General features: G+C 54.7%; 33 protein-coding genes and 3 pseudogenes. 25 read left to right on the forward strand and 11 right to left on the reverse strand.

Annotated features, from left to right (window positions below; all coding sequences use genetic code 11):
• Window positions 1–345 precede the first annotated feature (345 nt).
• A pseudogene (locus ACR3E6_RS21230) lies at window positions 346–1,053 on the forward strand (oligosaccharide flippase family protein); the annotation flags it as partial.
• 88 nt (window positions 1,054–1,141) lie between these two features.
• A complete protein-coding gene (locus ACR3E6_RS21235; protein ID WP_480489414.1) occupies window positions 1,142–1,561 on the forward strand; it encodes a hypothetical protein in 420 nt (139 codons plus the stop codon).
• A gap of 228 nt (window positions 1,562–1,789) precedes the next feature.
• Here the strand turns inward: ACR3E6_RS21235 and ACR3E6_RS21240 are convergent, their stop codons facing one another.
• The 4 genes from ACR3E6_RS21240 to ACR3E6_RS21255 all read right to left on the reverse strand — a co-directional run bounded on the left by ACR3E6_RS21240 (window position 1,790) and on the right by ACR3E6_RS21255 (window position 4,076).
• On the reverse strand, window positions 1,790–2,176 hold the full coding sequence (locus tag ACR3E6_RS21240; protein ID WP_480489337.1) for a DegT/DnrJ/EryC1/StrS family aminotransferase: 387 nt from the start codon (window positions 2,174–2,176) through the stop codon (window positions 1,790–1,792).
• Complete coding sequence (locus tag ACR3E6_RS21245) at window positions 2,173–2,328, reverse strand: hypothetical protein (protein ID WP_480489339.1); 156 nt, start codon at window positions 2,326–2,328, stop codon at window positions 2,173–2,175. The genes ACR3E6_RS21240 and ACR3E6_RS21245 overlap by 4 nt, the downstream gene beginning before the upstream one ends.
• Window positions 2,325–2,759 (reverse strand): DegT/DnrJ/EryC1/StrS family aminotransferase, encoded by a 435-nt coding sequence (locus ACR3E6_RS21250; protein ID WP_480489396.1) that lies wholly within the window; start codon window positions 2,757–2,759, stop codon window positions 2,325–2,327. Before ACR3E6_RS21250 ends, ACR3E6_RS21245 begins: the two co-directional genes overlap by 4 nt.
• A 294-nt stretch (window positions 2,760–3,053) precedes the next feature.
• A complete protein-coding gene (locus tag ACR3E6_RS21255) occupies window positions 3,054–4,076 on the reverse strand; it encodes a GNAT family N-acetyltransferase (RefSeq protein ID WP_480489341.1) in 1,023 nt (340 codons plus the stop codon).
• A 230-nt stretch (window positions 4,077–4,306) separates the two neighbouring features.
• On the opposite strand from ACR3E6_RS21255, the pseudogene ACR3E6_RS21260 reads away from it, so the two are divergent.
• The 8 genes and pseudogenes from ACR3E6_RS21260 to ACR3E6_RS21295 form a co-directional block, all read left to right on the forward strand.
• Window positions 4,307–5,920: pseudogene (locus ACR3E6_RS21260) on the forward strand (glycosyltransferase); the annotation flags it as partial.
• An 8-nt stretch (window positions 5,921–5,928) separates the two neighbouring features.
• Entirely contained in the window at window positions 5,929–6,462 is a 534-nt protein-coding gene (locus tag ACR3E6_RS21265) for a GNAT family N-acetyltransferase (protein ID WP_480489343.1), read from the forward strand.
• A 7-nt stretch (window positions 6,463–6,469) separates the two neighbouring features.
• Window positions 6,470–7,003, forward strand: coding sequence for a hypothetical protein (locus tag ACR3E6_RS21270; protein WP_480489345.1), 534 nt, complete (start codon window positions 6,470–6,472; stop codon window positions 7,001–7,003).
• Entirely contained in the window at window positions 6,976–7,197 is a 222-nt protein-coding gene (locus tag ACR3E6_RS21275) for a hypothetical protein (RefSeq protein WP_480489347.1), read from the forward strand. The genes ACR3E6_RS21270 and ACR3E6_RS21275 overlap by 28 nt, the downstream gene beginning before the upstream one ends.
• Window positions 7,194–7,322: a hypothetical protein gene (locus ACR3E6_RS21280; RefSeq protein WP_480489349.1), complete on the forward strand. Its 129-nt coding sequence runs from the start codon at window positions 7,194–7,196 to the stop codon at window positions 7,320–7,322. The genes ACR3E6_RS21275 and ACR3E6_RS21280 overlap by 4 nt, the downstream gene beginning before the upstream one ends.
• On the forward strand, window positions 7,286–7,507 hold the full coding sequence (locus ACR3E6_RS21285) for a hypothetical protein (RefSeq protein ID WP_480489351.1): 222 nt from the start codon (window positions 7,286–7,288) through the stop codon (window positions 7,505–7,507). The genes ACR3E6_RS21280 and ACR3E6_RS21285 overlap by 37 nt, the downstream gene beginning before the upstream one ends.
• Window positions 7,504–7,743 (forward strand): hypothetical protein, encoded by a 240-nt coding sequence (locus ACR3E6_RS21290; protein WP_480489353.1) that lies wholly within the window; start codon window positions 7,504–7,506, stop codon window positions 7,741–7,743. The genes ACR3E6_RS21285 and ACR3E6_RS21290 overlap by 4 nt, the downstream gene beginning before the upstream one ends.
• Before the next feature lie 41 nt (window positions 7,744–7,784).
• Window positions 7,785–8,183: a polysaccharide deacetylase family protein gene (locus tag ACR3E6_RS21295; RefSeq protein WP_480489398.1), complete on the forward strand. Its 399-nt coding sequence runs from the start codon at window positions 7,785–7,787 to the stop codon at window positions 8,181–8,183.
• A gap of 119 nt (window positions 8,184–8,302) precedes the next feature.
• On the opposite strand, the gene ACR3E6_RS21300 is transcribed toward ACR3E6_RS21295, so the two are convergent.
• The 4 genes from ACR3E6_RS21300 to ACR3E6_RS21315 form a co-directional block, all read right to left on the reverse strand.
• Window positions 8,303–8,602 (reverse strand): hypothetical protein, encoded by a 300-nt coding sequence (locus ACR3E6_RS21300; RefSeq protein ID WP_480489355.1) that lies wholly within the window; start codon window positions 8,600–8,602, stop codon window positions 8,303–8,305.
• Window positions 8,603–8,771: 169 nt separating this feature from the next.
• Window positions 8,772–9,242 carry a hypothetical protein gene (locus ACR3E6_RS21305; RefSeq protein WP_480489357.1) on the reverse strand — a complete coding sequence of 157 codons (471 nt, stop codon included), beginning with the start codon at window positions 9,240–9,242 and terminating at the stop codon, window positions 8,772–8,774.
• 41 nt (window positions 9,243–9,283) lie between these two features.
• Entirely contained in the window at window positions 9,284–9,583 is a 300-nt protein-coding gene (locus ACR3E6_RS21310; protein ID WP_480489359.1) for a hypothetical protein, read from the reverse strand.
• Window positions 9,584–9,685: 102 nt separating this feature from the next.
• On the reverse strand, window positions 9,686–10,555 hold the full coding sequence (locus ACR3E6_RS21315) for a right-handed parallel beta-helix repeat-containing protein (protein ID WP_480489400.1): 870 nt from the start codon (window positions 10,553–10,555) through the stop codon (window positions 9,686–9,688).
• Between the two features lie 865 nt (window positions 10,556–11,420).
• On the opposite strand from ACR3E6_RS21315, the gene ACR3E6_RS21320 reads away from it, so the two are divergent.
• The 11 genes from ACR3E6_RS21320 to ACR3E6_RS21370 all read left to right on the forward strand — a co-directional run bounded on the left by ACR3E6_RS21320 (window position 11,421) and on the right by ACR3E6_RS21370 (window position 17,654).
• On the forward strand, window positions 11,421–12,263 hold the full coding sequence (locus ACR3E6_RS21320; protein WP_480489361.1) for a right-handed parallel beta-helix repeat-containing protein: 843 nt from the start codon (window positions 11,421–11,423) through the stop codon (window positions 12,261–12,263).
• Window positions 12,264–12,288: 25 nt separating this feature from the next.
• On the forward strand, window positions 12,289–12,948 hold the full coding sequence (locus ACR3E6_RS21325; protein WP_480489363.1) for a hypothetical protein: 660 nt from the start codon (window positions 12,289–12,291) through the stop codon (window positions 12,946–12,948).
• The gene (locus ACR3E6_RS21330) at window positions 12,945–13,100 is read left to right on the forward strand and encodes a hypothetical protein (protein ID WP_480489365.1); all 156 of its coding nucleotides are present in this window, start codon (window positions 12,945–12,947) and stop codon (window positions 13,098–13,100) included. Before ACR3E6_RS21325 ends, ACR3E6_RS21330 begins: the two co-directional genes overlap by 4 nt.
• 29 nt (window positions 13,101–13,129) lie before the next feature.
• Window positions 13,130–13,330 carry a hypothetical protein gene (locus ACR3E6_RS21335; protein ID WP_480489367.1) on the forward strand — a complete coding sequence of 67 codons (201 nt, stop codon included), beginning with the start codon at window positions 13,130–13,132 and terminating at the stop codon, window positions 13,328–13,330.
• A 793-nt stretch (window positions 13,331–14,123) separates the two neighbouring features.
• Window positions 14,124–14,333, forward strand: coding sequence for a hypothetical protein (locus ACR3E6_RS21340; RefSeq protein ID WP_480489402.1), 210 nt, complete (start codon window positions 14,124–14,126; stop codon window positions 14,331–14,333).
• Window positions 14,296–14,592, forward strand: a complete 297-nt coding sequence (locus ACR3E6_RS21345) for a hypothetical protein (RefSeq protein ID WP_480489369.1) — start codon at window positions 14,296–14,298, stop codon at window positions 14,590–14,592. Before ACR3E6_RS21340 ends, ACR3E6_RS21345 begins: the two co-directional genes overlap by 38 nt.
• A gap of 284 nt (window positions 14,593–14,876) precedes the next feature.
• The gene (locus ACR3E6_RS21350) at window positions 14,877–15,416 is read left to right on the forward strand and encodes a hypothetical protein (protein ID WP_480489371.1); all 540 of its coding nucleotides are present in this window, start codon (window positions 14,877–14,879) and stop codon (window positions 15,414–15,416) included.
• The gene (locus ACR3E6_RS21355) at window positions 15,389–15,946 is read left to right on the forward strand and encodes a hypothetical protein (protein WP_480489372.1); all 558 of its coding nucleotides are present in this window, start codon (window positions 15,389–15,391) and stop codon (window positions 15,944–15,946) included. The genes ACR3E6_RS21350 and ACR3E6_RS21355 overlap by 28 nt, the downstream gene beginning before the upstream one ends.
• 4 nt (window positions 15,947–15,950) lie before the next feature.
• The gene (locus ACR3E6_RS21360; RefSeq protein ID WP_480489374.1) at window positions 15,951–16,253 is read left to right on the forward strand and encodes a hypothetical protein; all 303 of its coding nucleotides are present in this window, start codon (window positions 15,951–15,953) and stop codon (window positions 16,251–16,253) included.
• A gap of 490 nt (window positions 16,254–16,743) precedes the next feature.
• Entirely contained in the window at window positions 16,744–17,421 is a 678-nt protein-coding gene (locus tag ACR3E6_RS21365) for a glycosyltransferase family 2 protein (protein ID WP_480489376.1), read from the forward strand.
• Entirely contained in the window at window positions 17,415–17,654 is a 240-nt protein-coding gene (locus ACR3E6_RS21370) for a hypothetical protein (RefSeq protein WP_480489378.1), read from the forward strand. Before ACR3E6_RS21365 ends, ACR3E6_RS21370 begins: the two co-directional genes overlap by 7 nt.
• Window positions 17,655–17,748: 94 nt before the next feature.
• Here ACR3E6_RS21370 and ACR3E6_RS21375 read toward each other — a convergent pair whose 3' ends face one another.
• Window positions 17,749–18,204 carry a hypothetical protein gene (locus ACR3E6_RS21375; RefSeq protein WP_480489380.1) on the reverse strand — a complete coding sequence of 152 codons (456 nt, stop codon included), beginning with the start codon at window positions 18,202–18,204 and terminating at the stop codon, window positions 17,749–17,751.
• Window positions 18,189–18,734: a hypothetical protein gene (locus tag ACR3E6_RS21380; RefSeq protein WP_480489382.1), complete on the reverse strand. Its 546-nt coding sequence runs from the start codon at window positions 18,732–18,734 to the stop codon at window positions 18,189–18,191. The genes ACR3E6_RS21375 and ACR3E6_RS21380 overlap by 16 nt, the downstream gene beginning before the upstream one ends.
• A 1,044-nt stretch (window positions 18,735–19,778) precedes the next feature.
• On the opposite strand from ACR3E6_RS21380, the gene ACR3E6_RS21385 reads away from it, so the two are divergent.
• The 4 genes and pseudogenes from ACR3E6_RS21385 (at window position 19,779) to ACR3E6_RS21400 (ending at window position 23,374) form a co-directional block, all read left to right on the forward strand.
• Window positions 19,779–21,479, forward strand: coding sequence for a hypothetical protein (locus tag ACR3E6_RS21385; RefSeq protein ID WP_480489384.1), 1,701 nt, complete (start codon window positions 19,779–19,781; stop codon window positions 21,477–21,479).
• A gap of 62 nt (window positions 21,480–21,541) precedes the next feature.
• Window positions 21,542–22,435 (forward strand): asparagine synthase (glutamine-hydrolyzing), encoded by an 894-nt coding sequence (gene asnB / locus ACR3E6_RS21390; RefSeq protein ID WP_480489404.1) that lies wholly within the window; start codon window positions 21,542–21,544, stop codon window positions 22,433–22,435.
• Window positions 22,324–22,749, forward strand: a complete 426-nt coding sequence (locus tag ACR3E6_RS21395) for an asparagine synthase-related protein (RefSeq protein ID WP_480489386.1) — start codon at window positions 22,324–22,326, stop codon at window positions 22,747–22,749. The genes asnB and ACR3E6_RS21395 overlap by 112 nt, the downstream gene beginning before the upstream one ends.
• 119 nt (window positions 22,750–22,868) lie before the next feature.
• Window positions 22,869–23,374, forward strand: a pseudogene (locus tag ACR3E6_RS21400) (asparagine synthase-related protein).
• Here ACR3E6_RS21400 and ACR3E6_RS21405 read toward each other — a convergent pair.
• A partial coding sequence (locus ACR3E6_RS21405) for a GtrA family protein (RefSeq protein WP_480489388.1) occupies window positions 23,371–23,701 on the reverse strand: 331 nt, incomplete at its 5' end. The pseudogene ACR3E6_RS21400 and the gene ACR3E6_RS21405 overlap by 4 nt on opposite strands.

Raw genomic sequence — 23,701 nt, forward strand, 5'->3', positions numbered from 1 at the left:
GTCGGTACTGATTGAAACATGGTGTACCTCTCTGAAACTGGAAAAACATGCGATTTCAACACAAAAATATACTTACAGGTTTGACTAGCAGCCAGCCGACTAAATTCCTAGAACAGCAAGTGCGGGTTTTTTGAAGCGACGTTGAGGGTAGCCAGATTAGAAACATTGGCACGTTGATAAGTTTTTGTTCCGAGTATGGAAAGGCAAACCTTTTGAAGCCTCCAGTTGAACCAGGCGCGACTATCGCCCCGGGCACACCCGATCACAGCGCGACCCTTACCAGGGGCCGCAACATTGTTTGCGTCGGGTGTTTTCAGCCAGTTTCTGGGCGTTTTGACATTGGTGGTGACGGCCCGTCTTCTGACGCCGACGGATTTCGGGATCATTGCCTATTTCATAATCGCGGCCGCGTTTCTGGAAATCGTCCAGCGGGCCGTTTCCATGATCCTGATCCGCCAGCCCGAGATCACCGACGATCACCTGAACACCGTGTTCACGATGCAGGTGCTGTTGGGCGTCTTTTCGGCACTCTGATCTGGGCCAGCGCCCTCTGATGACATTTTTGGGCTTGCGGAACTGACATCGCTTATCCCCGCGCTCTGCTTCATCGCTATCGCAAGTTCCATCAAGAGCACACGCTTCCCACTTTTGGAAAGAGATCTCCGGTTCGGTTTCATCGCAGGGGAAGAAACGACCAGCCGAATTGCATATACATTGATGGCCATCAGCCTCACATGGATCTGGCGTGATTACTGGGCCATCGTGGTCGCCAGCGTCATCACTCAGGTCATCCGGGTCATCTGGAGCTTTTCCGTTGCCCCGATGCGGCCTAGGTTAACGCTCCGATGCTGGCATGACTGCATTGATGTGTCATCATGGTCACTGGGGGCCCAGATCACCCAGTTTCTGATCAACAACATGCCCCAGATTGTCATCGGAAGTATGCTGGGTCTGGCCGATGCGGGGATTTTTAGGGTTGGCTATCGCCTTGTGATCCTGTTCACCAGCCAGATCATCGGCCCGTTGGAACGGGTGGTCTATCCAAGCCTTGCAAATACCTCGAGGGCCGAGGGTCCAGCCGGGAAGCCTTCGAACAGGTCAACGCCATCCTTTTGGGATCATCGTTCCTGCCAGTGTCGGCATGGCTTTGGTTGCCAATCATTTGATCGTTGTCGTGGCCGGTTACCAGTGGTTGGCCGCCGCACAGGTCATCTGGGTGCTTGCCCCTTTGAAAGCGATCGAGACATTGCAGGCCAATGTTCGGTCTGCAAGCTATGTCGAAGGCTCTACAAAACGCCTGTTCGTGCGCAACATGATCCTGCTGATCGCGACAACAGCGCTGACGGTGCTGGGATCAAATTATGGCTTCACCGGCGCGATCCTGGGATCCGGAGCCGCCAGCCTGTTTGCAATCGGTCTGGCACTAAGCATGGCCAAGGATTTCGGGACCGGTGGGTTTCTGGCACCGATCTTGATGGCCTGGCGCACTTTGTTTCGACCTTTGCCATGTTGCTTGCCGTTTTGTTCGTCAGCAGCGCCTACGGCAGTGGTGACGCGGTAGGATGGGCTTACGAGACAGCGGAAGACCTGCCATTACTGCGCATCCGGTTTTCGATCAAAGTATTGGTCGGGGTTTTTGTATATGTCGGCACGCATTTGCTGCTCTGGCGCCTTGCCGGGAAACCAAAAGGCTTTGAGAGTCTAGCACTGGACATGGTTGCGAAAGTTAAATCTAGGTTTATTCCGGCAAATTAAGGCGTCACCTGTTTCGAGGCGTTTTTCCTGTAGCTCAGGTCGCAAGCGCCTCTTTCAGCGCAAAAACGACGTAATCAACATGCGCATCTGAGAGAGACTGGTGCAACGGCAATGCCACAACAGTGTTCTTAATCGCCATCGCTTGACCCTGACCTGTCCAGTCCAGATTGCTGTTGAAGCCTGCCCACCAAGGCGTCGCCCCGATCCCCAAACTTTGCAACTGTTGTACGGTCCTGTTCCTGTCCGCGACCAGGATCGGCATGTTGAGCGGACAGGTCTCGGGCGCGAGCTCTGGTAGCAGCATGCGTATTCCTGACATACCATCCAGCAGATCCCGATAACGTTCCCAATGCGCTCTTCTGGCTGAAATGGCTTCTGAAACGGAAAATGCACGCAGCGCTCGTGACGCAAAAACACTCATTCGGGCATTCCGAAGGCTCGGATCGAAATAGTAATGTGGGGAATATCTTCGAGTTGATCTTCATCAGAGTTGACCACTGCGTCAACCTGATCCGGTCCACGCAATGCCTGCTTCAGCCCTTTTATGCGCTGTTGACCCAAGACATTTGTCAAGCCGGCGCGCGCCAGCTTCTTTGCGACTTTTTACGTGGAGGAGATTGCGAAAACGGGTGTGCAAGCGCTAAATCCGCTGCATTAACAACAAGCGCTCCTCCTTCCAGAACGGGGACGAACTTGTGAAAGCAGAAGACCGACACGTCCCCGATACGCCCTTCAGCCGGAGAAGCGCCGCTCAGAAGGCTCAGCGCGCAATCCTCGATCAGACGCAGCCCGTGCCGATCACACAATGCGCGCAGTTCTGCCAGAGCGGGCTGAATCACTCCAAAATAATGCGTCACGTAGATGGCCCGCGTCTGCCTGGTGATAAGCGGTTCAATCCGCGCGGGATCGGCAAGCAGGTTTTCAGCGACCGGGTACAACCGGACAGACAGCCCGGCATCAATCAGAGGATCAATCTCTGATCCGCAATTGTAGGCGGGCGCCAGAACCTCATCCCAGGTTTCAGGTCGAGAAGATCACAAGCCGCCCGGATCGCTACACGCGTATTGAAACTCCAGAAAACGGAACGGTCCCTGAACAGCGCCGTATACCCGCCCGCAGGATCGCGGCGGAACAAATGGACAGCCGCATCGAAGGGTCGCCGCAATAAAGCTCGCTTTTACCTGTGCCGTTTCTCATCCCCGCTCCACAATTCAGTAACCCTGCCAGGTCCGACGGCGTGTCAGACAGTTCTCATAACAATGTCCAAAAGGCACAAACCCCATTTCCGAATATTGAGCCTAGCCAGTAACGGCCTGTTTGACCTTTTTCAGTTGCCCTCGGATCAGGCTGCGGATGTTCCCCGTCAGATAGACATGCCTGTTCACAATCTTTTCACGTGCTGAAATCCGCTTCACGACACGCGGATTGAACTCTGACTTGTACTTGTGAATGTTGAATTTCTTCTCGCCCGAAACCGGTACGTGATAGCCCTCGACATCCAAGGTGCTACAGCCTTTGCCCTTGGCCCATCTCATGGCCTCCAACCACAAGGCCGGGGCGATACGCAGATTGCCCGCCGCCCGCAGATGATCCGGCTCGGTGGTGAAATGCCGGCCGTGCACAATGTCCCTGCTGCGATACACCAAAAGCCCGGCAAGAAAGGCCTCTTGCTGCCAGGCCATGATCACGGTGCCAATCTCATCGGGCCGCAATACATCTTCAAACATCGCCTCATATGCGGGAAGGCTCAGCTCGGGCAGCCTGCGCGAGACGCGCAACCGGTTCATGCTCTCGAGAAAAATGCGGAACTCTTCCGGGGTTCGCGCGCTTCGGAACGTCACGCCCTGCCGTTCGGCGCGCCTGACCTCGCGACGGGCGCTTTTGGAAAACGCCGCCATGATCTCTTCGCTCGTGACCGATATGTCGACCCATCCGGTTTCACGAAACTGATCTTCTTCAGCCACGCGCCAACCTGCACAAGACAGCGCGGCATCCAGTGTGTCGGCCTCTTCTTCGGTCCAGAACGGGGTGACAGTCAGGCTGCCGACCCTTGAAAACCCCGGCTGTCGGCACAGGCCATCCAGAAACGTCACCATGTCGGCGGCATCGTCGCAAACCGGGCCGCTCAGGCAGCGGGCCCGGGCCCAGGCGCCGGGCAGATACGGGTGCGGTTCAAGTGAGATCAGAGCGACACCCACAAGCGCCCCATCCGGCGCGCCGAGGCATAAATCACCTTGCGTTTCAATCTTTGTTCCGAATTCGTAAACAACGGAGATTGCCGCGGATGCTGATGCCGGGCCGCATTCAGAAACGTCATCCATTCGGCATTCCGGTCTGCGGTCAGGGTTTCAGTGCATTCAATCGCAACACTATCTTGCCCTTCAAGTTCCTGCACAGCCAAACTAATACCTCAATATACCGGTTTATTCGCTCTGAATTTCACAGCTACTATTTAACAACAGCCGTCGCTTAATGACGTTGAGTGTATTCATATATCAGAACAATGGCTAAACAATTTGAAAATGTAAGTGAGTAACGAGAACAGGGTTTCATGACTTCACCGTCACACGGCACGCAGAGCGAATGCGCTGTTTCCATTGTCATCGTGAACTGGAATACCCGGGACATTCTTCGGGACTGCCTGATATCGATTTCCCGGCAGACCCGGAAGCCGCATGAGGTCATCGTCGTCGATAATGCATCAAGCGACGGATCCGTCGATCTTGTCCGTGACGAATTCCCTGATGTTCGCTTGATCGCCAATGACACGAACCGGGGATTTGCCGCCGCCAACAATCAGGGTCTGGAAATCGCACGGGGTGACAATCTGCTGTTGCTCAATCCCGATACCATCATTCTGGATGGTGCGATCGATACCATGCTGGACTGGCTGGATCAGCACCCGGATGTCGGCTGCGCTGGATGTCAGGTCCTGGAAGATGAAACCACCATTCAGCGCACCTGTTTTGCCGACCCGGGTCCGGGAAACCTGGCGCTGATCGAGTTTGGGCTGCACCGCCTGTCTCGGCGCAATCCGCTTCTGGCCCGCGCCGAGTACGGAGACTGGGATCGGCGTTCGCAACGCGAGGTCGACGTCGTCTCGGGCATGTTCATGCTGGTGCCCCGTCGCGTCTTCGAGGCCGTGGGTCTTCTGGACGAGGCATTCTTCGTCTACTCGGAAGAGGCCGACTGGTGCCGTCGCATCCGCGATGCAGGCTGGAAATGCGTGTTCACCCCGAAGCGCGCATCCTGCACCTTGAGGGAGGCGGCAAAGCACCGCCCAGATCCGCTCGCGGATGTACGTACAGATGCAGAAAAGCAAGATGATCTATCTGCGCAAACATTATGGCCTTTGGGGCCTGTTCCGCGGCCGGATGGTGTTTGTGGGATCATCCGTATTGCGCTTTGTCATGTCGGTCGCAAATCAGCGGGAAGAAGCTGCCGCGCGGCGGCGTCTGGCCCGGGCCTCGCTGCGCTATCACCTGACCAGCCAGGAGCCGACAGAGTGACCGACACAGACGTCCGGCTGACATTCAAATGGGTTGATGGGGTCACCGGCCTTGAACGCATGACCGATGCGTGGGCCGCACTGGCCCGACAGACCGGCGCGGATATCTATGCCACTCCGGTCTGGGTCCTGACTTGGTGGGCTCATTTTGGGCGCGGTAAAACGCTCCGGACCCTTGTGGCATATGACGCTCAGGGGCAGCTGGTCGCCTTGCTGCCGTTCATGATCTATCCAGTTTGGCTGGGGCCTGTGAGGGTCCGTATCGCCAAATTGGCCGCAACCGATCCCAACACGGTGATTTTCCAACTGGCCGCCACGGAAACCGCGCTAAAGAACAGCTGCGCCGAGGCCCTGAACGGCCTTCTCGGCGATGGCCGGGCGCATCTGGTCAGTTTCACCCCCGCCTCGGAACGCGGCACCATGCTGGCAGCCATCCGCAATGGGGTGGCACCGGGGCTGGCGCTGACCGACACGCCGGCTGGCACCCATACGGTTTTTGAACTGCCCGATACGTTTGAGGGCTATCTTGCCAACCTGTCCAAGAAACGGCGGAGTCAGTATCGACGGGATCTGAAACATCTACAGAATGACCACGGCCTGACAACGCGGATGGTCCATCCTGATGCGCATCAGTTCAGGGATTTCGTCTCCTTCCACAACCGGCAATGGCAGGAGGTTGGAAAAGGAGGCCATTTCGCGGATTGGCCTGGCAGCGCCGCCTTCTACTGCGATCTGGCAGACGCCACCCAGCAGGGGCAGGAAACCTGGTTCGTCGAACAACATGGTCGAAACGGCCCCTTGCCACCCAATTCTGTCTGGTCGCGGGACAGACCTGCCATTGGCGATTGCCCGCCAGATCGACCGATCCGGAACTGGAACGCCTCAGCCTTGGGAAAATCGGCTTGGTTCAGATGATCGAACAGCTGATCGCCGCTGGCGTGACGCGGATCGAAGCCGGGATTGGCGCATATGGTTACAAGCTGGTCTATGGCGGTGAATCGGTGCCCACTCATCGCCTGATCGTCTCACGGCGATCAGGAATATCCCCTGTCTTGCTGAAGCTCTGCCTTGGTTGGGCGCGTGTGTTGCACCTGGTCTATTACAGGCTCTGGTTCGGGCGGGTTGCACCCCGGCTGAGGGCCGTGATCCCGTTGAAAAACAAATCGCTGTGGTCCAGCTGGATCAAAACAAGAATATGAGGCGGATATGATCGCATATCAGTTCTCTGCACGGGTTCTGCCTGAAGAAAAGTGGCCCGCCCTCAGCGCGTCGTTCCGCGACCTGACCCTTGAACACAGCCTGACCTATGCCCGCGCGGCGGCCCGCCGGATCGGGGCAGACGTACAGTTCCTGATGCTCACCACCCCGGACGGGCAGCCTGTTGCCGCCGCATGTCTGCGCATCAAACATGTTCCTGGCCTGCGGCGTGGCATTGCATGGCTTGCCGCCGGACCGCTGGTGCTGCATGTCGATCGGCCTGATCCCGACGCTGCAACACTGCGTGCCGTGCTGTCCGCACTGCGTACGTATGCTCAGGAGAGCGGGCATATCCTGCGCCTGCGGTTTCCGGCCACACCCGGCATGATGTTGCATTGTTGGATCAGCTGGCCCGTAGCGAAGCGTTTTGCCCACCGATCGATCCCCGACCTATCGAACCGTGGTCGTGGATTGTACCAGGACGAAGATACACTGATGCGTGCCCTGCACGGAAAATGGCGCAACCCCTGCGCAATGCGCTGAAAGCCGGCCTTGATCTGGATATCGTGCCGATTGCACAGGCAGCCGACCGGTTTCATCCGATGTATACCGAGGTTCAGGCAGCCAAAGGCTTTCGGCCGGATATCCCGCCAGAATTCTATTATGGCCTTGAGGGGCTGATTTTGCCCATGAGGTTCTGTTTGCCCGCAAGGACGGGGCCGACATTGCCGCGATGACGCTGGGACGGGCTGGGTCCAATGCCGTCTATCTGTTCGGGGCCACTCTGGACACCGGGCGGCGCCTGAATGCCGGGCATTATCTGATGTGGCATTCCATGCTGCGCTGTCGCGACCGGGCCTGAAGTATTTCGACCTGGGCGGGATAGATCCTGAAGCCAACCCTTCCGTCACACGTTACAAGCTGCGCACGGGCGGCACAGAGCTGCGCGCAGCGGGCCCGTACGAGTTCCGCCCTGCCGGCGCAAGCTCTGCCCTGATCAGCATCGCCGAAACCATTCACGCCCGCCTGAAGAAGCTGCGCTCATGACAAAGCCCATCGGTATCAACTTTCACGGCATCGGAACACCAAAACGCTCTCTGGAACCGGGCGAGGCCCCCTACTGGCTGTCCGTTGGCAAGTTTGAGCGGGTTCTGGACCGGATCGCTGCGGCCCCCAATCCGAGCCGGTTCACCATCACCTTCGATGACAGCAATCTTTCTGATCATGACATCGCCCTGCCAGCACTTGTTACCCGAGGCCTGCGGGCCCGGTTTTTGTTCTGACCGGACGGATCGGACAAGCCGGATCACTGGATGCAGACCATCTGCGTCGCTTGCAGAATGCGGATATGACAATCGGCAGCCATGGAATTGACCATCTTGCCTGGCCGACACTGGATGACGCTGCTCTGATCCGAGAACTCAGCGAATCCCGCGCGCAGTTGGAAATGATATGCGGCTGCCCGGTGGTCGAAGCGGGCATTCCCTTTGGCCGCTACGATACACGGGTGTTACGTGCGCTGCGCGATGCGGGCTACACTACGGCTTGGTCAAGCGACGGAGGCATCTGGCGCAAAAACGCATTTATACGCCCCCGCACATCGCTGCGCGAGGATATGAGCGATCAGGATTTGAAGGCGATCTTGTCGGGTCACATGCCGCTCGCGCGCCGCTTTCGGCGCGCATTGGGCATGACCCGTCGGCGCTGGACGACCACAGGTTAGCGGGCGCGTGCGACACGCCCGGTAGACAGTTCTCCGGGCAGGGCCTTGGGAAACCGGGTATACCGCATCTTCCGCCCTCCTTCCTCGGCCTGGCCTGGTCCCCATCCTGACCGGACCTATCATCCGCATCCAAAACCAGACCCCGCACCCAGCAGGAACATCAGAAAGCAGAATGTGGCATCCCACAAATGCACCGTAACGGCTGACATGAGCAGGCCGAACAGTGAGATCAGATATCCCAGACGGGCATCCGCCGCCGCCCCACTTAGTTGCCTAGTCCCGACCCGGAGAAACAGAACAGCCACGGCACCAACCAGCAGGAATAACCACGGAATTCCGTGCCGCAAGGCGATCACAAGCCAGAAATTATCGATACTACCGATTGTCCACATCCAAGCTGGGCGAGTCCAGTCGTTCAAACCAATCCCAAAATTGGATTTCTCAGAACATCGTCCGAGGCAAAATTGAAGATGTGAATTCTCATCCATGCTGTATCGGCAGATAACGTGAAATGAGTGGCAAAGATCTGGAACATGTTCCGGTTGGATGATATTTCACCCAAAAAATACAGCACACCAAATCCGATAATCAAAACTTTCCACTTACTCCTGAGGAATTGAAAAACCAATTCCAAGCCATAAGCATCATCTGAATTATGACATTCAGAAAAGCACCCGATGACAGAGAAAAGAAAACGGCACCCGCGACAATGGATGTAAGGCCGGCCTTGGAATAGAGTGATTTTCCCCACCCAAGAACATACCAAGTCAGCGCAAAAGCCGGCGCACAAAATACCCCGAACAGGATCGGGTGTGGCATTGTTGTCTGAGCCCGCATCAAGCCCAACCGCGGCGGAAATTTCCACCCCTGCCAAGGATACACATTCAGGGCCTTGCCAAAAATATCCAGCAGCGGTGCTTTGCCCGTACTGGCCTCAAATGCGGCAAATGGCAGAAGGATTAGCATAAGAATAAAGAAGCATTTCACGAAATACCTAAATGCTCCAAGGTTACGTATATATGTCCGGGCTATAAAATATGGGGCAAGAGTTTCGATCATGAACATTCCGATAAATTCCCACAGCGTCCCGAGACCATGGTTCACGGCAAGCGAAAGCGCCGCCCAAAACGTAAAGCCGATGACCAGAAAATCGATCCCCTGATTTTTCCTGCCCGGCCACTAAGCCAGCCCAAAACAGCCGGGAACATGAAGATGAGCAAAACCGTTCGGTACCCATTGAGCTTCAACCCGCCCAGAAAAAGAAGAATGGCATTGCAAAGGAAAATATCAAAATCCCCAGCACAAGCGGATTTGTCACCTCGGCTTTGGCTTTTGCTGTTAGAAGCGTAGTCATCTAAATCTTCGCTCTCTTGTGATTGCGCTGGCTGAGCCGCATACATCCAGATGTTCGCCTATGCACCGATTTGACCTCATGGCCTGCCAACGCCAAGCCGGATGTAAACACTTCCGCTGCCATATCTTACCTGCGTGAGGGATATATTTCACCAATGTCGACCCAGCTTGCAGCTGATCGACCACCCCTCCGGGGCGCACCCGTATTCATTGTATCCGTTCTGGCGACCAACCGCATAATAGATGAACTCGCTATCATAATAGCCGCCTTTCGACGGGCTTTGATCCTGAATGATTGCGTTATTGAGCACTACCCAATTGCGCTGCCCTTCATACCCTATAATCGGTGCCGTCGCATTTTGTTCGATCACTACGGATGTTGAATCCGGTGAAATGTTGATGGTTGGAACTGAATGCCCTGGTACATGGATTAATGTATTTTTCCGAACAGATATATTGTCCGAACCATGGACCGAGATGCCGTGGATATGACCATTGTATATTATGTTGTTCTCGATCAGCACATTCCGATGTCGCATTTGGCCGTTACCTAGATCCTGACCGTCGCCACCGGCCCAGATCGTCTGGGTAAAGCCACCAGCGCCCATATCAAAAACATTATCTCGGATAGTAATATTGGCGCTTCCGCTATTATTCGCGCGTTGAATCTGGATCATGTCGCGATGATCTTGTGAGCCCGCTTTACTATCGAAATCATGAATATAGTTCCGCTCGACCCAAATGTTGCCGACATTATCGAAAACCAAACCATCAGAACGAATCGAGTGAACATGACTGTCGATAACACTGATATCATTTGAATTGATTGCCATAAGCCCTTTCCACCAATTCCTGAACTCTGTATTCTCGATATCAACATCCGTTGTGTATAGAATCAGCAGACCAAGCCCGGTACCATCACCATCAGCAAGTGTTCCCGTGCCTCTAGCCTGATCCCCTCCAAAAACTGAGTTTGAAATTTTAACCTTACTGCTGTTCTGAATAGCAAAGTAAGCAATGTGTTCCGCTCACCGGGCTTGAAATTGTAGTCAAAGTAGATGCCGTCCAGATGAAGGTTGCTGGTCCCTTCGATCTCCATACGATTAAAGCAAGCAGGCTTTCGGGGGTCTACCGATCTAATCACCACAGGTGATGAAAATGCCTTGCCCAGCTTTAGAGTGCCATAGTTGCCGTGTAAGCAGGTAAGTCTCTCCTCCTCGGGCATTCTGCAATGCTGCTGACAGTGCGGTTGCGTCCGATATGATCTGACCTTTAGCGTCGGCTGTAAATCTGGGTTTGAAGAGCTGTATGTCGCAGTATGTCTGCGCATGCAGCGCAGGGCTTAACAGAAGCAGGACCATACCTGCCAGCGCAAGAATACGAGATCTGGGCATGGTGCACCTTTCTGATCTGTGACCGTTCGAAAGCTTAGATGAACCACTACATACTGTCTATTGCGGTGCACCCGGGGTTACCTGACATTTCCGCTACACTCTTTAGTCTCAGAGTGGCGCCTTCCTGGCAGTGTTAATTAAAACTGAAGGTTTCCGTAAGGGCATCGGGCAATTCATTGCCGACACCTGCCATCGATACGCAAGGACACGCCGGAACAATGGCGATTATGTGTTCATTGTTGCTTAACGGGAATCAATTAGCCAGACAGACAGCAACCGCCAAGGGAAATGGAACAATTCCCAGTATCGAGTATCGAGTTCACTCGGAAATGAAGGCAAAGGGGCAGCATTGTCCCGATACAGGCAACAATTTCCAAACATAGCCATATTTAGGCCACTCTGCCGCCCTCACGCGGCTGTTCCATTCGTCCTGGGTGTGCGGGAACTCGTGCGCTGCCACTCACAGCGCCTATGAAACAGAAGGTGAAATATGTCGACGACAATCACGGTAACCTCTGCGGCAGAGCTGAACCAGGCCTTGTCACAGGCGACAGGTGGGGAAACGATACTGCTTGCAGCCGGCGACTACGGCAAGCTCAGCCTGAACAGTACACAGTTTTCAGCCAACGTAACGATTAAATCCGCTGATCCGAATGTGCCGGCAAGCTTTTCGGCGGTCGGCCTCAGCCAGGCATCAAATATCACGTTTGATACCATCTTGTTTGACTACACCGCCAGTTCTGGTGATCCAGAGCATCTAAGCGTTTTTAGCGTTTATAACAGCTCGAATGTGACCTTCACCAACTCGGTCTTCGACGGCGATATTTCCAGCGGTACTGGCACCGGCACCGGTTTGCTCATCAACGGTTCCAGTAACATTGACATTAACAACACCGAGCTAAAAAACTGGTGGAAGGCCGTCATCACCGTGAATACCAACGGCATTGATGTCACTGGCAACGATATTCATTCGATCCGATCAGATGGCCTAGTCTTCGACAACGTAGATAATATCAAGGTCGAGCAGAACTATATTCACGATTTCGGTGGTCTGGCCGGTTCCGGCGACCATCGCGACATGATTCAGATCCAGCGCGCCAATGGTAGCGGCAGCGACAACATCATCATTCGCGACAATGTCTTCGATATGGGCCAGGATTTCACCCAAACCATTTGGGCTGGCGGCGACGGCAAAGACACCAGCGATCCGAATGTCCAGCACAAAAACTTACTGATAGAAGGCAATGTAATTTACAATGGTCACCTCCACGGCATTTCTCTTTATGGCGTGGATGGATTGACGATCGAAAAACACTGTTCTGCATGTAGATGATAAGACTCTGACAGGCAGTGTCGAAGTGCCAGTCATTAACGTTTCGTCAGATTCACAGAACGTCACGATCACCCAAAACATCACATCGCAGATTCTGGGGCATAATGGTCAGGCGGGCTGGACTGTTTCTGACAACGTCCTGATCAAGCCCACCGAATACGACCAGCACTTTACCTATCAGGCCACGGCGCAGACGGACGGCTACAATCAATACATCGTCAAACCGGGAAGCCCGGCGGCTTTGGTCAGTGCAGGTTCTGACCTCGCAAACAGCATTTCGGGTTCATATTTTGATTGGCTCAAAAACAACGGGTATACCGGGACCGGCACGCCGTCTCAGCCCAATACCGGAACAAGCCAACCCAATATCGGAACGAACCCACCACCTGCTGATACCGGGGCAGCCAGCCTGATACCGGGAAAACCAACCCGAAACCGGAAGCAGCCAGCCCGAAACCGGGAAAACCAACCCGAAACCGGAGGCAGCCAGCCCGAAACCGGGGAAAACCAACCCGAGGCCGGAGGCAATCAGCCTGAAACAGAGGCCGACATCGAAAACCCCATCAACATTGCCGAACCTCAGGGCGAGTTGATGATCGACATAAGCAATCAGGACAGCCGGGGAACATCGGAAAAGTGCCTGGTTACGCAGAAGCCGAGGAAGTTTCTCTATCGTTCGAGATGACCCGAGGCGAAGACGATACCGGCGCCGAGCGGCTTGTCTGGAACCACTCGAACTTCGGTCTGAAGCTGACCAAAAGGGTCATCTGGTCGCGAAAGTCGACAACAACGATGGCGATTTCCGTGATGGCTATAAGATCAAGGATCTTGATCTGAACGACGGAGAGGCACATCAGGTGACTCTGATGGTCGATCAGAATACTGACCGCCTTCAGGTGCTGGTGGACGGCGCTGTTGTCCTGGATGAAACCGAAACCGATTTCGATTTCGCGGGCGGCAGAGAACGGGACTGGTACGTTGGCGACAGCGTGGAAAGCCTCGGGGTCGACGATGATGTGGAATTCATTGACTCGTCGCCGAATCCATACGCGGATTTGTTTGCCTGATGGCAACAACCGCCTCAGGTTAGAGAAATTGTCAATCAAAGCACGGGCGGGTCTCAGATTTGGGGCCCGCCCGCGCCTTTTCCGAACTGGCGCGCTACGGAACATGCAAAACTGTGCGCATACGCCCTTTATGAAGCATCCCTGTTGACTTAAGGCTAATTGCGGGCAGTGCCATTCACTACGACACATGCGAAAAGAGTTTGACCCCACCAGGAGCTTTACGCCCCCATATTGAAACAGGCCTTCAGGACGGGGCTGTCCAATCGGGTCCGTTCCGAAATGAGATTGCGGTAGTTTTGTGTTTTAGAGTGAAGGAGTATTTGTCTCGACACATGATCCTGCATCGGCATCATATATGACAGACAGACGGGCCATGACCTTGCTTACGAGTGAACTTTATTCAATTACAGGACCACGAAATGAAACCTGAGAAAATGCCGGTGACCGCAGCAAGCTATCAAGCTTACCTGAACAGCCCGTACAAAAGCAGCAAGCATTCGACCTACTTCGATGTGTATGACAAGCTTTTCTCTCCCTACATCGGCAAGCCAATTACCTTCGTCGAAATCGGGGTTCTCAGTGGCGGGTCTTTGTTCATGTGGCGCGAGTTTTTCGGGCCGCAAGCCCGCATCATCGGTGTTGAACTGAACCCCGGCGCAAAACGTTGGGAACAGGATGGGTTTGAAATTTTCATCGGCAGCCAGAGCGATCCGGCCTTTCTGGAGAAAATTGCAAAGAGGTCGGTGAAATCGACATCCTCCTGGACGATGGCGGCCATACGTATGAACAACAGATCATCACAACTGAATGCCTGCTGCCGCATATCCGCGATGGGGGCATGCTGGTCGTGGAGGACACGCATACATCCTACATGGAGGGGTTCGGGCTTCGGAACCGATCCTTCGTCAAATATGCCATGAACATGGTTGATCGTATCAACCACCGTTTCTGGAAACTGGCACCAAATGCTGCGGAAAAACGAGCCTGGGGATCAGTTTTTTGAATCCTTTGTCGTGTTTGAAGTTAACCGCAAAGCGACCTCGGTTGTGTCTGCGCCGACCGAGAACAATGGTGAAGATTTACATGCCAAGGATTTCAGGCATGCTGACAATCAGATCTATGAAAACCTGCTGAACACATCCAAGAAGCTGTCCGCACTCAAAACGATTCCGGGCATGCGCGCGGTAGCGAGACTGGTTCGGGCGGCGGTGTCCCTACCGTCCGACATGAAGCGCGCCCGCAAGTTGAAAGAGTATTTCTGAGCGGGTGATCGGCACTCATGCGCCACGTATCTGCAGAAAGCGCATAACATGAGCATTGCACTACCAGTCAAATTTCGCTGGCCATACGCGATTTCCGCCAGCCTGCTCATTTATGCACTCACAACCGCACCGGACCTGATCAGGGATGGCAGAAACCCGGATGACTGGCGTCAGGTCCATGGCGCGCCCGAAGGCGGGCTCCCTCTCAACTGGACGACCGAGGAAGGTCGCTGGGCGATGGAGGTGCTGTATGTTCATGTTCTCCGGAACGTTTTCTGCCCGTTTTGCAGACTGGTCTGGCGGCAGGCGCCTTTCTTCTGCTGTCATGGGTTCTGGCGCGGCAGTCCGGCGATCGTGACACCCGGCCCTTCGCGACCTTCCTGATTTTCACGCTTGGCGTTCATCACATCTATATGATCAACGCCCTTACCTTTTCGAGCCACGTGTTTGCTTTCCCGCTGGCGTTGCTGCTTTCCGTTGCCGGTTTCAAATGTTTTGAACGCGGCATCCTTCATGCGTTTGGCGCTCGGGTGATCTGGCTTTTGATCGGTGCGCAATGCATCTCGCTTTGTGCAGCACTCTATCAACCTTTTGTCCCGTTCGGTGCCGTGATCCTGTTTGTCTCGATGATCCGAACCGACCGATACAAGACCACAGATGTGGGCACATTCATCCTGCTGTCGGCAATTGGGTCATGTCTTGGCCTTCTGGCCTATGTTGCGCAGGCCCATCTGGCTGCCCAACTGCATGACCATGTCCCCACAACCAACCGTGTCGCCCGGCCTCGGCGCACGAGTTGCAGGACAAGCTTGAAAACAGCTTGAGATTGCTTGGCCAGATCTGGCGGGGATCGCTTCAGAGAATACCCTTTGCGGTCAAGACTCTGAACTCAGCCTATATCGGAATAGGGGTTTTGCTGAGCGTCGGGTTGAGCATTTATGTCCTTGCGCGCCCTCCGCGCAACTGGATGAACGCCCTGCGTATCCTGGTGGGCATGATCGGGATTCTCCTGTTACCTCTTCTGATCTGGTTCGCCTATGACGGACCATGGCTGCCGTCTCGGGCCGTCGCATATGTCGGCTTGCTGGCTGCGGTGTTCTATCTGGCTGTTGATGCCGAAATACGGGCAAGAGGGTTCACGGCGCCCATCATTCTGGGCCTGCCCCTGATCGTTGCGCTCACATACGCCTTCATGGCGCCTTTCGTCTGGAGCGATCAGTCCGAAATGGGAGACCGTGATGAGGCGCTTGCCGAAAAATCATGGCGCGGGTCGCGGAACTGGAAGGGTATGACGGGGCGCCATTCCGCATCGTCGGCCATACAGATTACCCCGATCTGGCTTGGGGGGACATGATTGGTTGGACCGTATTTCACGCCGGGAATTCTCGTCCCGGCATCTTCAAGGACATGTACGACCGGACTGGTACGCCGAGGGCGGGCTGTATGAAGGAGCGCTGGCCTGCGAGGCCTTCCCGGCCGAGAATTCCGTCTATTTGTATCAAGGTGCCGCCTATGTCTGCCTGTCGCAAAGCCCCGGCTTTTCCGGCAGCCTCATGTGCGCCGACGGTGACAGGCCCGAAATCGGCCGTGTCTGCGTCACACAAACAGCGGTTCTGCGGTTCTCGGAAATTTGTGCGCCCCCGTTCGGGGGACAGAATTGACGTAATACACACGCGACGCCAACCATCCGCAGCGCTTTTACGACGTTCAGAGCCGTGGCCACACCATACATGGCGGGTGTTTCTATACCGCAGGCTGGAATGGTGAGGTGCCCGATGTGATCGACGTGTCGATGGTTGGCGGGGATGGTGCAGTCACCGGTCCGAAAAGCTGACGCTCGGCGCGATAGAGAATCCATCCGGCAACCTAGAATAAGGCATGCGCCTGACTGGCCAAATAACGCCAAACTAAAAACTTTGTCATCACCAAATGCACGGCGTGAGGTGCTTAGTGACTGTGAAAAGACACTGAAATTCAAAAAATACGCACGCACACAGAACTTTTGAGCCCAAGGCAAAACCATGGTCACTTATCCCCGGACGCACGGGAAAGGCTACGCGTTATGGTAAATTTAAACATGAGCACCCCCACATTCCTGTCTCGGGGAAAGCCCCGGACGAAAGCGTCCCGACGCTCAGCATCATCGTGCCCATGTTCAATGAAGAAGAGGTTCTGCCGGCCCTGTTCGCACGCTTGGGGCAATTCCTCGATCAGCTTGGGGAAAGCTACGAGATCATCTGCGTGAACGACGGCAGCACAGACGCGACCGCCAGGATGGCTGCTGCGCATGAGCGCGATGATCGTATCAAGGTGCTGAACTTTTCACGTAATTTCGGCAAGGAAATCGCATTGACGGCGGGGCTGGATGCAGCTGCGGGTGAAGCCGTTGTTCCGATAGACGCGGATTTGCAGGATCCGCCCGAGCTGATCGAGACATTTCTTGAAAAGTGGCGCGAAGGGTTCGATGTCGTCTATGCCGTCCGGCGCCACCGCGACAGCGATACCGCGATGAAACGCTGGACAGCGCTGAAGTTCTATCAGGTCATCAACCGGCTCTCAGGCGTGCCGATACCCGCCAATACCGGCGATTTCCGCCTTATGGACCGGCGCGTGGTTCAGGCTGTCGTTCAGCTGCGCGAGCACAACCGCTTTATGAAGGGCCTTTTTGCCTGGGTCGGGTTTCGGCACACGGAAGTGGCGTATGACCGCCCCGAGCGTGCGGCGGGCAGACCAAGTTCAACTACTGGCGCCTTTGGAACTTTGCGCTGGACGGTATTACCGGGTTCAGCACCGTACCTCTCAGGATTGCAGGCTATGTTGGAATGCTGACAGCATTGGCCGCGATCATCTATGGTGTTTTCCTGATCTCACGCACTCTTATTTACGGTGTAGATGTACCTGGCTATGCCTCGCTGATGGTTGCAGTGTTGCTGATCGGCGGTCTCCAACTTGTCGTGCTGGGCATCATCGGGGAATATCTTGGGCGACTTTATGCGGAGGCTCAGAAACGCCCGCTTTACATTGTCGAAAGCAGCCTTGGCCTGGATGATCAGACACATTGACCCGCCTGTGGGCAAGTCGACCAACCCGCAGACTGGCATTTGTCAACCAGACACGCCCTCCCGATAAGGGGTCGCCGGAGGACCGCCCGGGTAATCAATGCCCGGTGTCGGGCTCGAAAAGCTCGGCGCTGGCCCGCAAACGTTCAATTTTCAAAGTACGCTCATAATTCTGTAGGGCTTCACGCCGTGCATCGGTGATGACAAGGTCTCCTTCGTGGGGCCACGTGATCAGCCAGGCGCGGGATGTGGGGTTGGTGCGCAAAGATGTATCGTATTCGGAGACGACGAAATTCGCATCATTAATGTAATAGAATAGCGGCGTATCAACCCAATTGCGGTCCCGCAAGAAAACGAGATCACCGTCTTTCATTTCCGGCCGTACGGCCTCTGCAATACCCTGGTAGTCATTGGGAGAGCCCGGCTTACCAGCGGCGTAAGGTATACTGGCGGCAAACACCACCATGCACAGGCAGATCAAAGCCACCCTGACACGGTGGCGCTGGGACAGCCACACTGCACCCGCCGCGCACAGGATCAGCAGAAACGGCACGAAAGAAGAAAAGCTCTGGGGGCGAGGATAGAAACTTTGTAGGACGCTGCAAATAGGATCAGCGGAGAGACAACTGCGATCAGCCATAAAAGCAGTGTCCGCTCCTGAGGATATTGCAGCGTGGTCGAAGGCAGTCTAGGTACAACGTCTCCCCATATATTGCCCAGAACGGGGATGAGCAGCGCCAGAAAGGGTAAAACAGACATCGCCATCAGCGCTTCGTTTCTGCGATGGGCAATCGAACCCAGCCAAAACATGAAACAGGCCAGGCAGACCGCCGCCGACACCAAAACCCATACCGGGATCTTCTGCTGGGCGCGCATCACTGGCGCTTCGCGTTTGGAGCTTTCAGGCTGGCCGCCAGGAGCAACAGGGCGAAGCCCAGAACCAGCCAGGTCCAGATCGGCTCGATTTGCAGTAGTGGGACTGCAAAATCGTCTTTCGCAAACAGGAACCCAAAGAGAAATACTCGACCAGAAAGTCAAAAGAAGGATCAGGGGCCGCTCCTTTACGCGCACGATAAACCGCATGTGTCAGGGCAGGGGCAGACAGGATAAAGGCAAACGCTTGCACCTGCAGCAACCGTGGGGCTTGCCGCAGACCGATACGTTGATGAAACCGTAGACCATCCACTTTTAGTCGGGGCAAAACCAGAGCAGCCCAGAACGCGTGGATCATGATAAGGGGCCAGAATAGCTCAACCGTCAGAACCCCTGCGATAACCGAGGCAACATAAGCAATCTCAAGACCCGGGCGCGGCTCGCGTGTTCTGACAAGACACAGAAGAAGCCAAGTCGCCAGCAACGACAGGAAGGCCCCAGCGACGTACATGCGAGCCATCTGGCTCCAGAACACATGAAAACCATGAAGAGACAGCAACAACGCGGCCAGACACCCCACGGTCGATCCGAATATGCTGCGGGCGATCAGGAAAACCAGTGGGATCGAGCCGACAGCGAACAATACACTGGGGACCGCAGAAAATGGGATGTCCCAAAGGCTTTGGTCCAGCCCAGCATGGATACATACCAGCCCATCGGGTGCGGCTCATCATGGAAATGCCACCATATGGTCTCGGCAAGGTTATGGCGCGGTGGTGGTTCGGAAATACCGGCAACCAGTCGATGCCAGGAACATAGATTTCCGGATGGGACATACTGCGTAGCTCGACCCCCCAAAGGCGCAATATCAGCGTCAGCAAAACCGCAACCATAAGCCCGACCAAGACAGCACCAGTCCGATAATCACGCTTGCCGGGGAAAACAGACCCTTTTTCAAATGTCGCCATCAAACAATCCAACCTCTGGCATCCCAGGATGCCATAAAACAATCTACTCAGGCTCAATTCTCTTTCCACCTCTTTACCGAGGTAGATTTACACCAACATGAAACATAATTACACATCCTTGGAAATTGTTTCGTTAAACTACGATCATCTTCAGAATAAGTTCCTGCCGATCTAAAAATTGATATGAATGACAGGAGACGAAATCTTTGTCGTATTGAAACCGGTTCTACAAAGCTTCGCAGGGCGCTTGGAATATAGATGTCTATGGTATTGAGTACTTAGTTAGATGGGCAGGTTTTCTTTTGGCACTTTGGCGGGAATAGCGGGTGTTGTATTAGGGCTGCTTTTGCCGAACAGCCTGTTCACCCGGGTGCTGCGCGGCACCGATACGGCGACAGATCCGGCCTTTGCCCAAGGAATCTGGCTGTTCAAGGCCGGGCTCATCATCATAGGGGTGTATCTTCTGTTATTGCGGCTTCTGCCGATTGGCCGCCCACTGTCCCCACAGTACCCTGAGATTTCTCCTGCCAGTTCAGTCCAGACACTGATCTTTGGCCTTCTGTTGGTGTGCGCTACCGCTTTGCGTCTTTATCAGCTTGATACCGGCATTTGGTATGATGAGATTCTGACATCTGTAAATTACATGCCCCCAATCGGGCAGATCGTCAGCACCTATCACGATGCCAACAACCATGTCCTGTTCTCGGTGCTGGCGCGCCTGTCTTTGTCGGTCTTCGGTGACAGTGTCTGGGCCCGAGATTGCCTGCGGTCGGTTTTGGCATTGCCGGCATTGCCGCTATTTACTTTTTGCCCGACGCGTCGGCCGACTCGTGAGGCTCTGTTTGCGGCGGCACTATTGGCGTTTTCCTATCACCACATCTGGTTCAGCCAGAATGCACGTGGTTACACCGCATTACTGTTCTTTGCCCTGCTTTCCAGCACCTGGTTTCTGGACGCCATGCGCCGGGCCGCAAATGGGGGCTGTATTGCCGTCGTCCTGGGGGCGTATGCGCACCCTACTATGGGGCTGATGGTGCTTGCGCATTTTGCAATCTGGAGCACAGCCTGGGTCCAGCAAAACAAGCAATACAATACGCTATCGCTGGAACGGGTTGTTTTGTGGCTTCATCCCGGTGGGTCTGTTTACGTTTCAGGTCTATGCTCTGGTCTTGCCCAGTATGGTCGGCGGGGCGCTATTGAATTCCGGACTGAAGGGCGAAGACAACGAGTGGACCAACCCTTTTGGGCATTGGCAGAACTGTTCAGCAGTCTGCAAATCGGGTTGGCCAGTGCGGGTGTTGTGATAGCCGCCGGCCTTGTCTTTGCGATTGGTGTCATCAGCTTTGCCCGAACGCGACCGGTTGTTGTGGCGTTGTTTCTGATCCCGGTTGGAGTCGGTTTCATAGCAATGACCAGTATCGGGTATACCCTGTTCCCAAGGTTTTTCTTTTTCACCTTCGGATTTGCGATACTTATCGTGATCCGCGGTGCCTTTGTTGCCGGCCAGTTGACTGCGCACCTGGCACGGTTGCCCGCCGCAACCACGAAATGGCTGCCCAGACTGATATGCGCAGGCATTGTGGCGGTATCTCTTTTATCCCTCCTGCACGTGTATCTGCCAAAACAGGATTTCAATGGTGCCATCAATCTGATTGAAAGCGACCTGCAACCCGGGGACACGGTTCTTGCTGTCGGGATCGCAGGATTTCCGTTCAATGCATACTATGACAAGGGGTGGGATGTCATCGAAACGACCGATGATCTGGATCGCCTGGCCTCACAGTCAGGCAGAACCTGTTGGTCTATACGATGCCGGTGCACGCCCGGACCACATATCCGGGAATACTGGAGAGGATCAAAAGGAATACGCTACCGTTGCGCGGTTCCGGGGTTCTCTGGGCGGGGAGACGTGGTGGTCAACCTCGTAGATCCGACCAAGGCCCAAGCCACAGGAAAGAGTACAAGTACTGTAAAGGATAACGATTGATATGTGCGGAATATGCGGATCCTGCAGGTCGACCCGGCGGCTGATCGCCCCGAAAAGAGCTGATCACGGCAATGGCAGCAACATTGGCCCATCGCGGACCAAATGATGATGGCGTCTGGCTGGACGAGGACGTTGCGCTGGGTTTTCGGCGTCTTTCGGTGATTGACCTGTCTTATGCAGGTCATCAGCCAATGACAAACGAGGACGGCACTGTAGTGATTGTCTTCAATGGCGAAATCTACAACTTTCAGGAACTGAAAGAGAAATACCGCCTTGAAGAGCGCGGCCATGTCTTCAAGTCCCGCACGGATACCGAGGTTCTGATCCATCTTTACGAGGAAATTGGCCTCGACATGATCCCGGAACTCAACGGGATGTTTGCATTTGCGATCTGGGACACGCGCAGTAAGTCATTGCACTTGGCGCGTGACCGCTATGGGATCAAACCCTTCTTCTACCAGAAAGATAATGACCATTTTCGCTTTGGCTCTGAGATCAAGGCGATCATCGCCGATGACCGGGTTGTGCGGAAACCTTCGATGCAGGCCCTGCATGATTTCCTGACCTTCAACTACATTCCGGGAACCCAGACAGCCTTTGAAGGTATTTCTGAAATACCGCCGGGGCATCACATGACTGTCACCTGCGACGGCACAGTGACGACGCAGCGGTATTGGGATCTGAACTTCCACGTTGATCCCGTAACCGAAGAAGAGGCGATTCAAAGGTCTTATGACCTGATGGATAAGGCTTTGCAGCGGCGCCTAGTTGCGGATGTGCCGATTGGCGTGTTCCTGTCGGGGGGCTGGATTCCAGTACGCTGGTCGCACTCATGCACAAACATGTGGATGAACCGATCCACACCTATTCTGTCGGCTTCGAAGATCAAAGTTTCAATGAGCTGCCCTATGCCCGAATTGTGGCCGAGAAGTTCAGCACCAAGCATCGTGAGGTGACCGTCACCGCCGATATGGTGCGTGATATGTTACCGAAATACCTGACCTTCACCGACGAACCATATGGGGACGGATCTGCAATACCAACATATTTCATCAGTGAACTGGCCAAGGACGAAGTGGTTGTCGTTCTGTCGGGCGAAGGCGGCGACGAGGCGTTCGCCGGCTATGATACACACGCAGCCTACAACATGTATAAACAAGCCCGGAAGATACCCAGTTTCATTCGGAACGGCGTGATGAAGCCTTTGGTGAACTGCCTGCCTGTGTCGGACAAGAAACTCAGCTTTGAATTCAAGGCCAAGCGTTTTTAGGCGGGCTGGATCTGCCACCGGAAGAAGCACATCTGTGGTGGCGGATTGTCACAGGCGAAGCTGAAAAACTGGACCTTTACGCTGATGGGGTTGCAGACACCGGGTCCTTGCAGCCTTCGGTGCGTCATTTTCAGGCGGCCTACGCACATTGCGGTGCGGAAGAGACACTGTCACGTCTGATGTATATCGATTCAACCATTTTCCTGCCCGACGATCTGATGATCAAGAATGACCGGATGACCATGGCGCATTCTCTTGAGGCCCGGGTGCCCTTTACCGACCCGGAGCTGACCGGGTTCATGGCCACAGTCCCCTCACATCTGAAAATGAAGAACCGGCGCAAGAAACATCTCATGCGGCGGGCAATGGAAAACGATCTGCCCGACAGCATTCTCAACAAAAGAAGGTCGGGCTTGAAATGCCCTATTCCCGCTGGCTCAAGATCGAGCTGAAAGATCTGATGCGCTATCTCGGGCCCGAGAATATTCGGCGCACAGGCCTGTTTCGGGTTCAGGCGGTGCAGACACTGATCAACGACCATGTGAGCGGGAAACGAGACAATGGCCGCCCGCTCTGGGGTCTTTTGAACTACATGATGTGGTACGAGCTTTACATCGATGCCTAATCCGGTTTGCGAAACACCCAGAGTGTCGAAATCACATAGCTGGTAACAAAAGATGCCCCGATCGCAATCAGAAGGATGACCCAAAACGGCAAGGTTGTCACATATCCCAGAGCCGCCGCTACAGCGAGGCGGGCCAGCAAAGATGACAGAACCGCCATCAGGTATTTGCCATATCCTTGGAGCGAGATTGTGCCTTTGTCGGTATGCTCATAGCTGAAGATATTATGCCCGCAGTAATTGACAAATGAGCCCAGCACAAAGCCGCATATCGAAGCAAAAACATAAGGGGCTGCAATAGTCAGAACGAGCAAAAGCGCCAACAGGTAA

The organism is Ruegeria sp. AL3 (assembly GCF_056536065.1).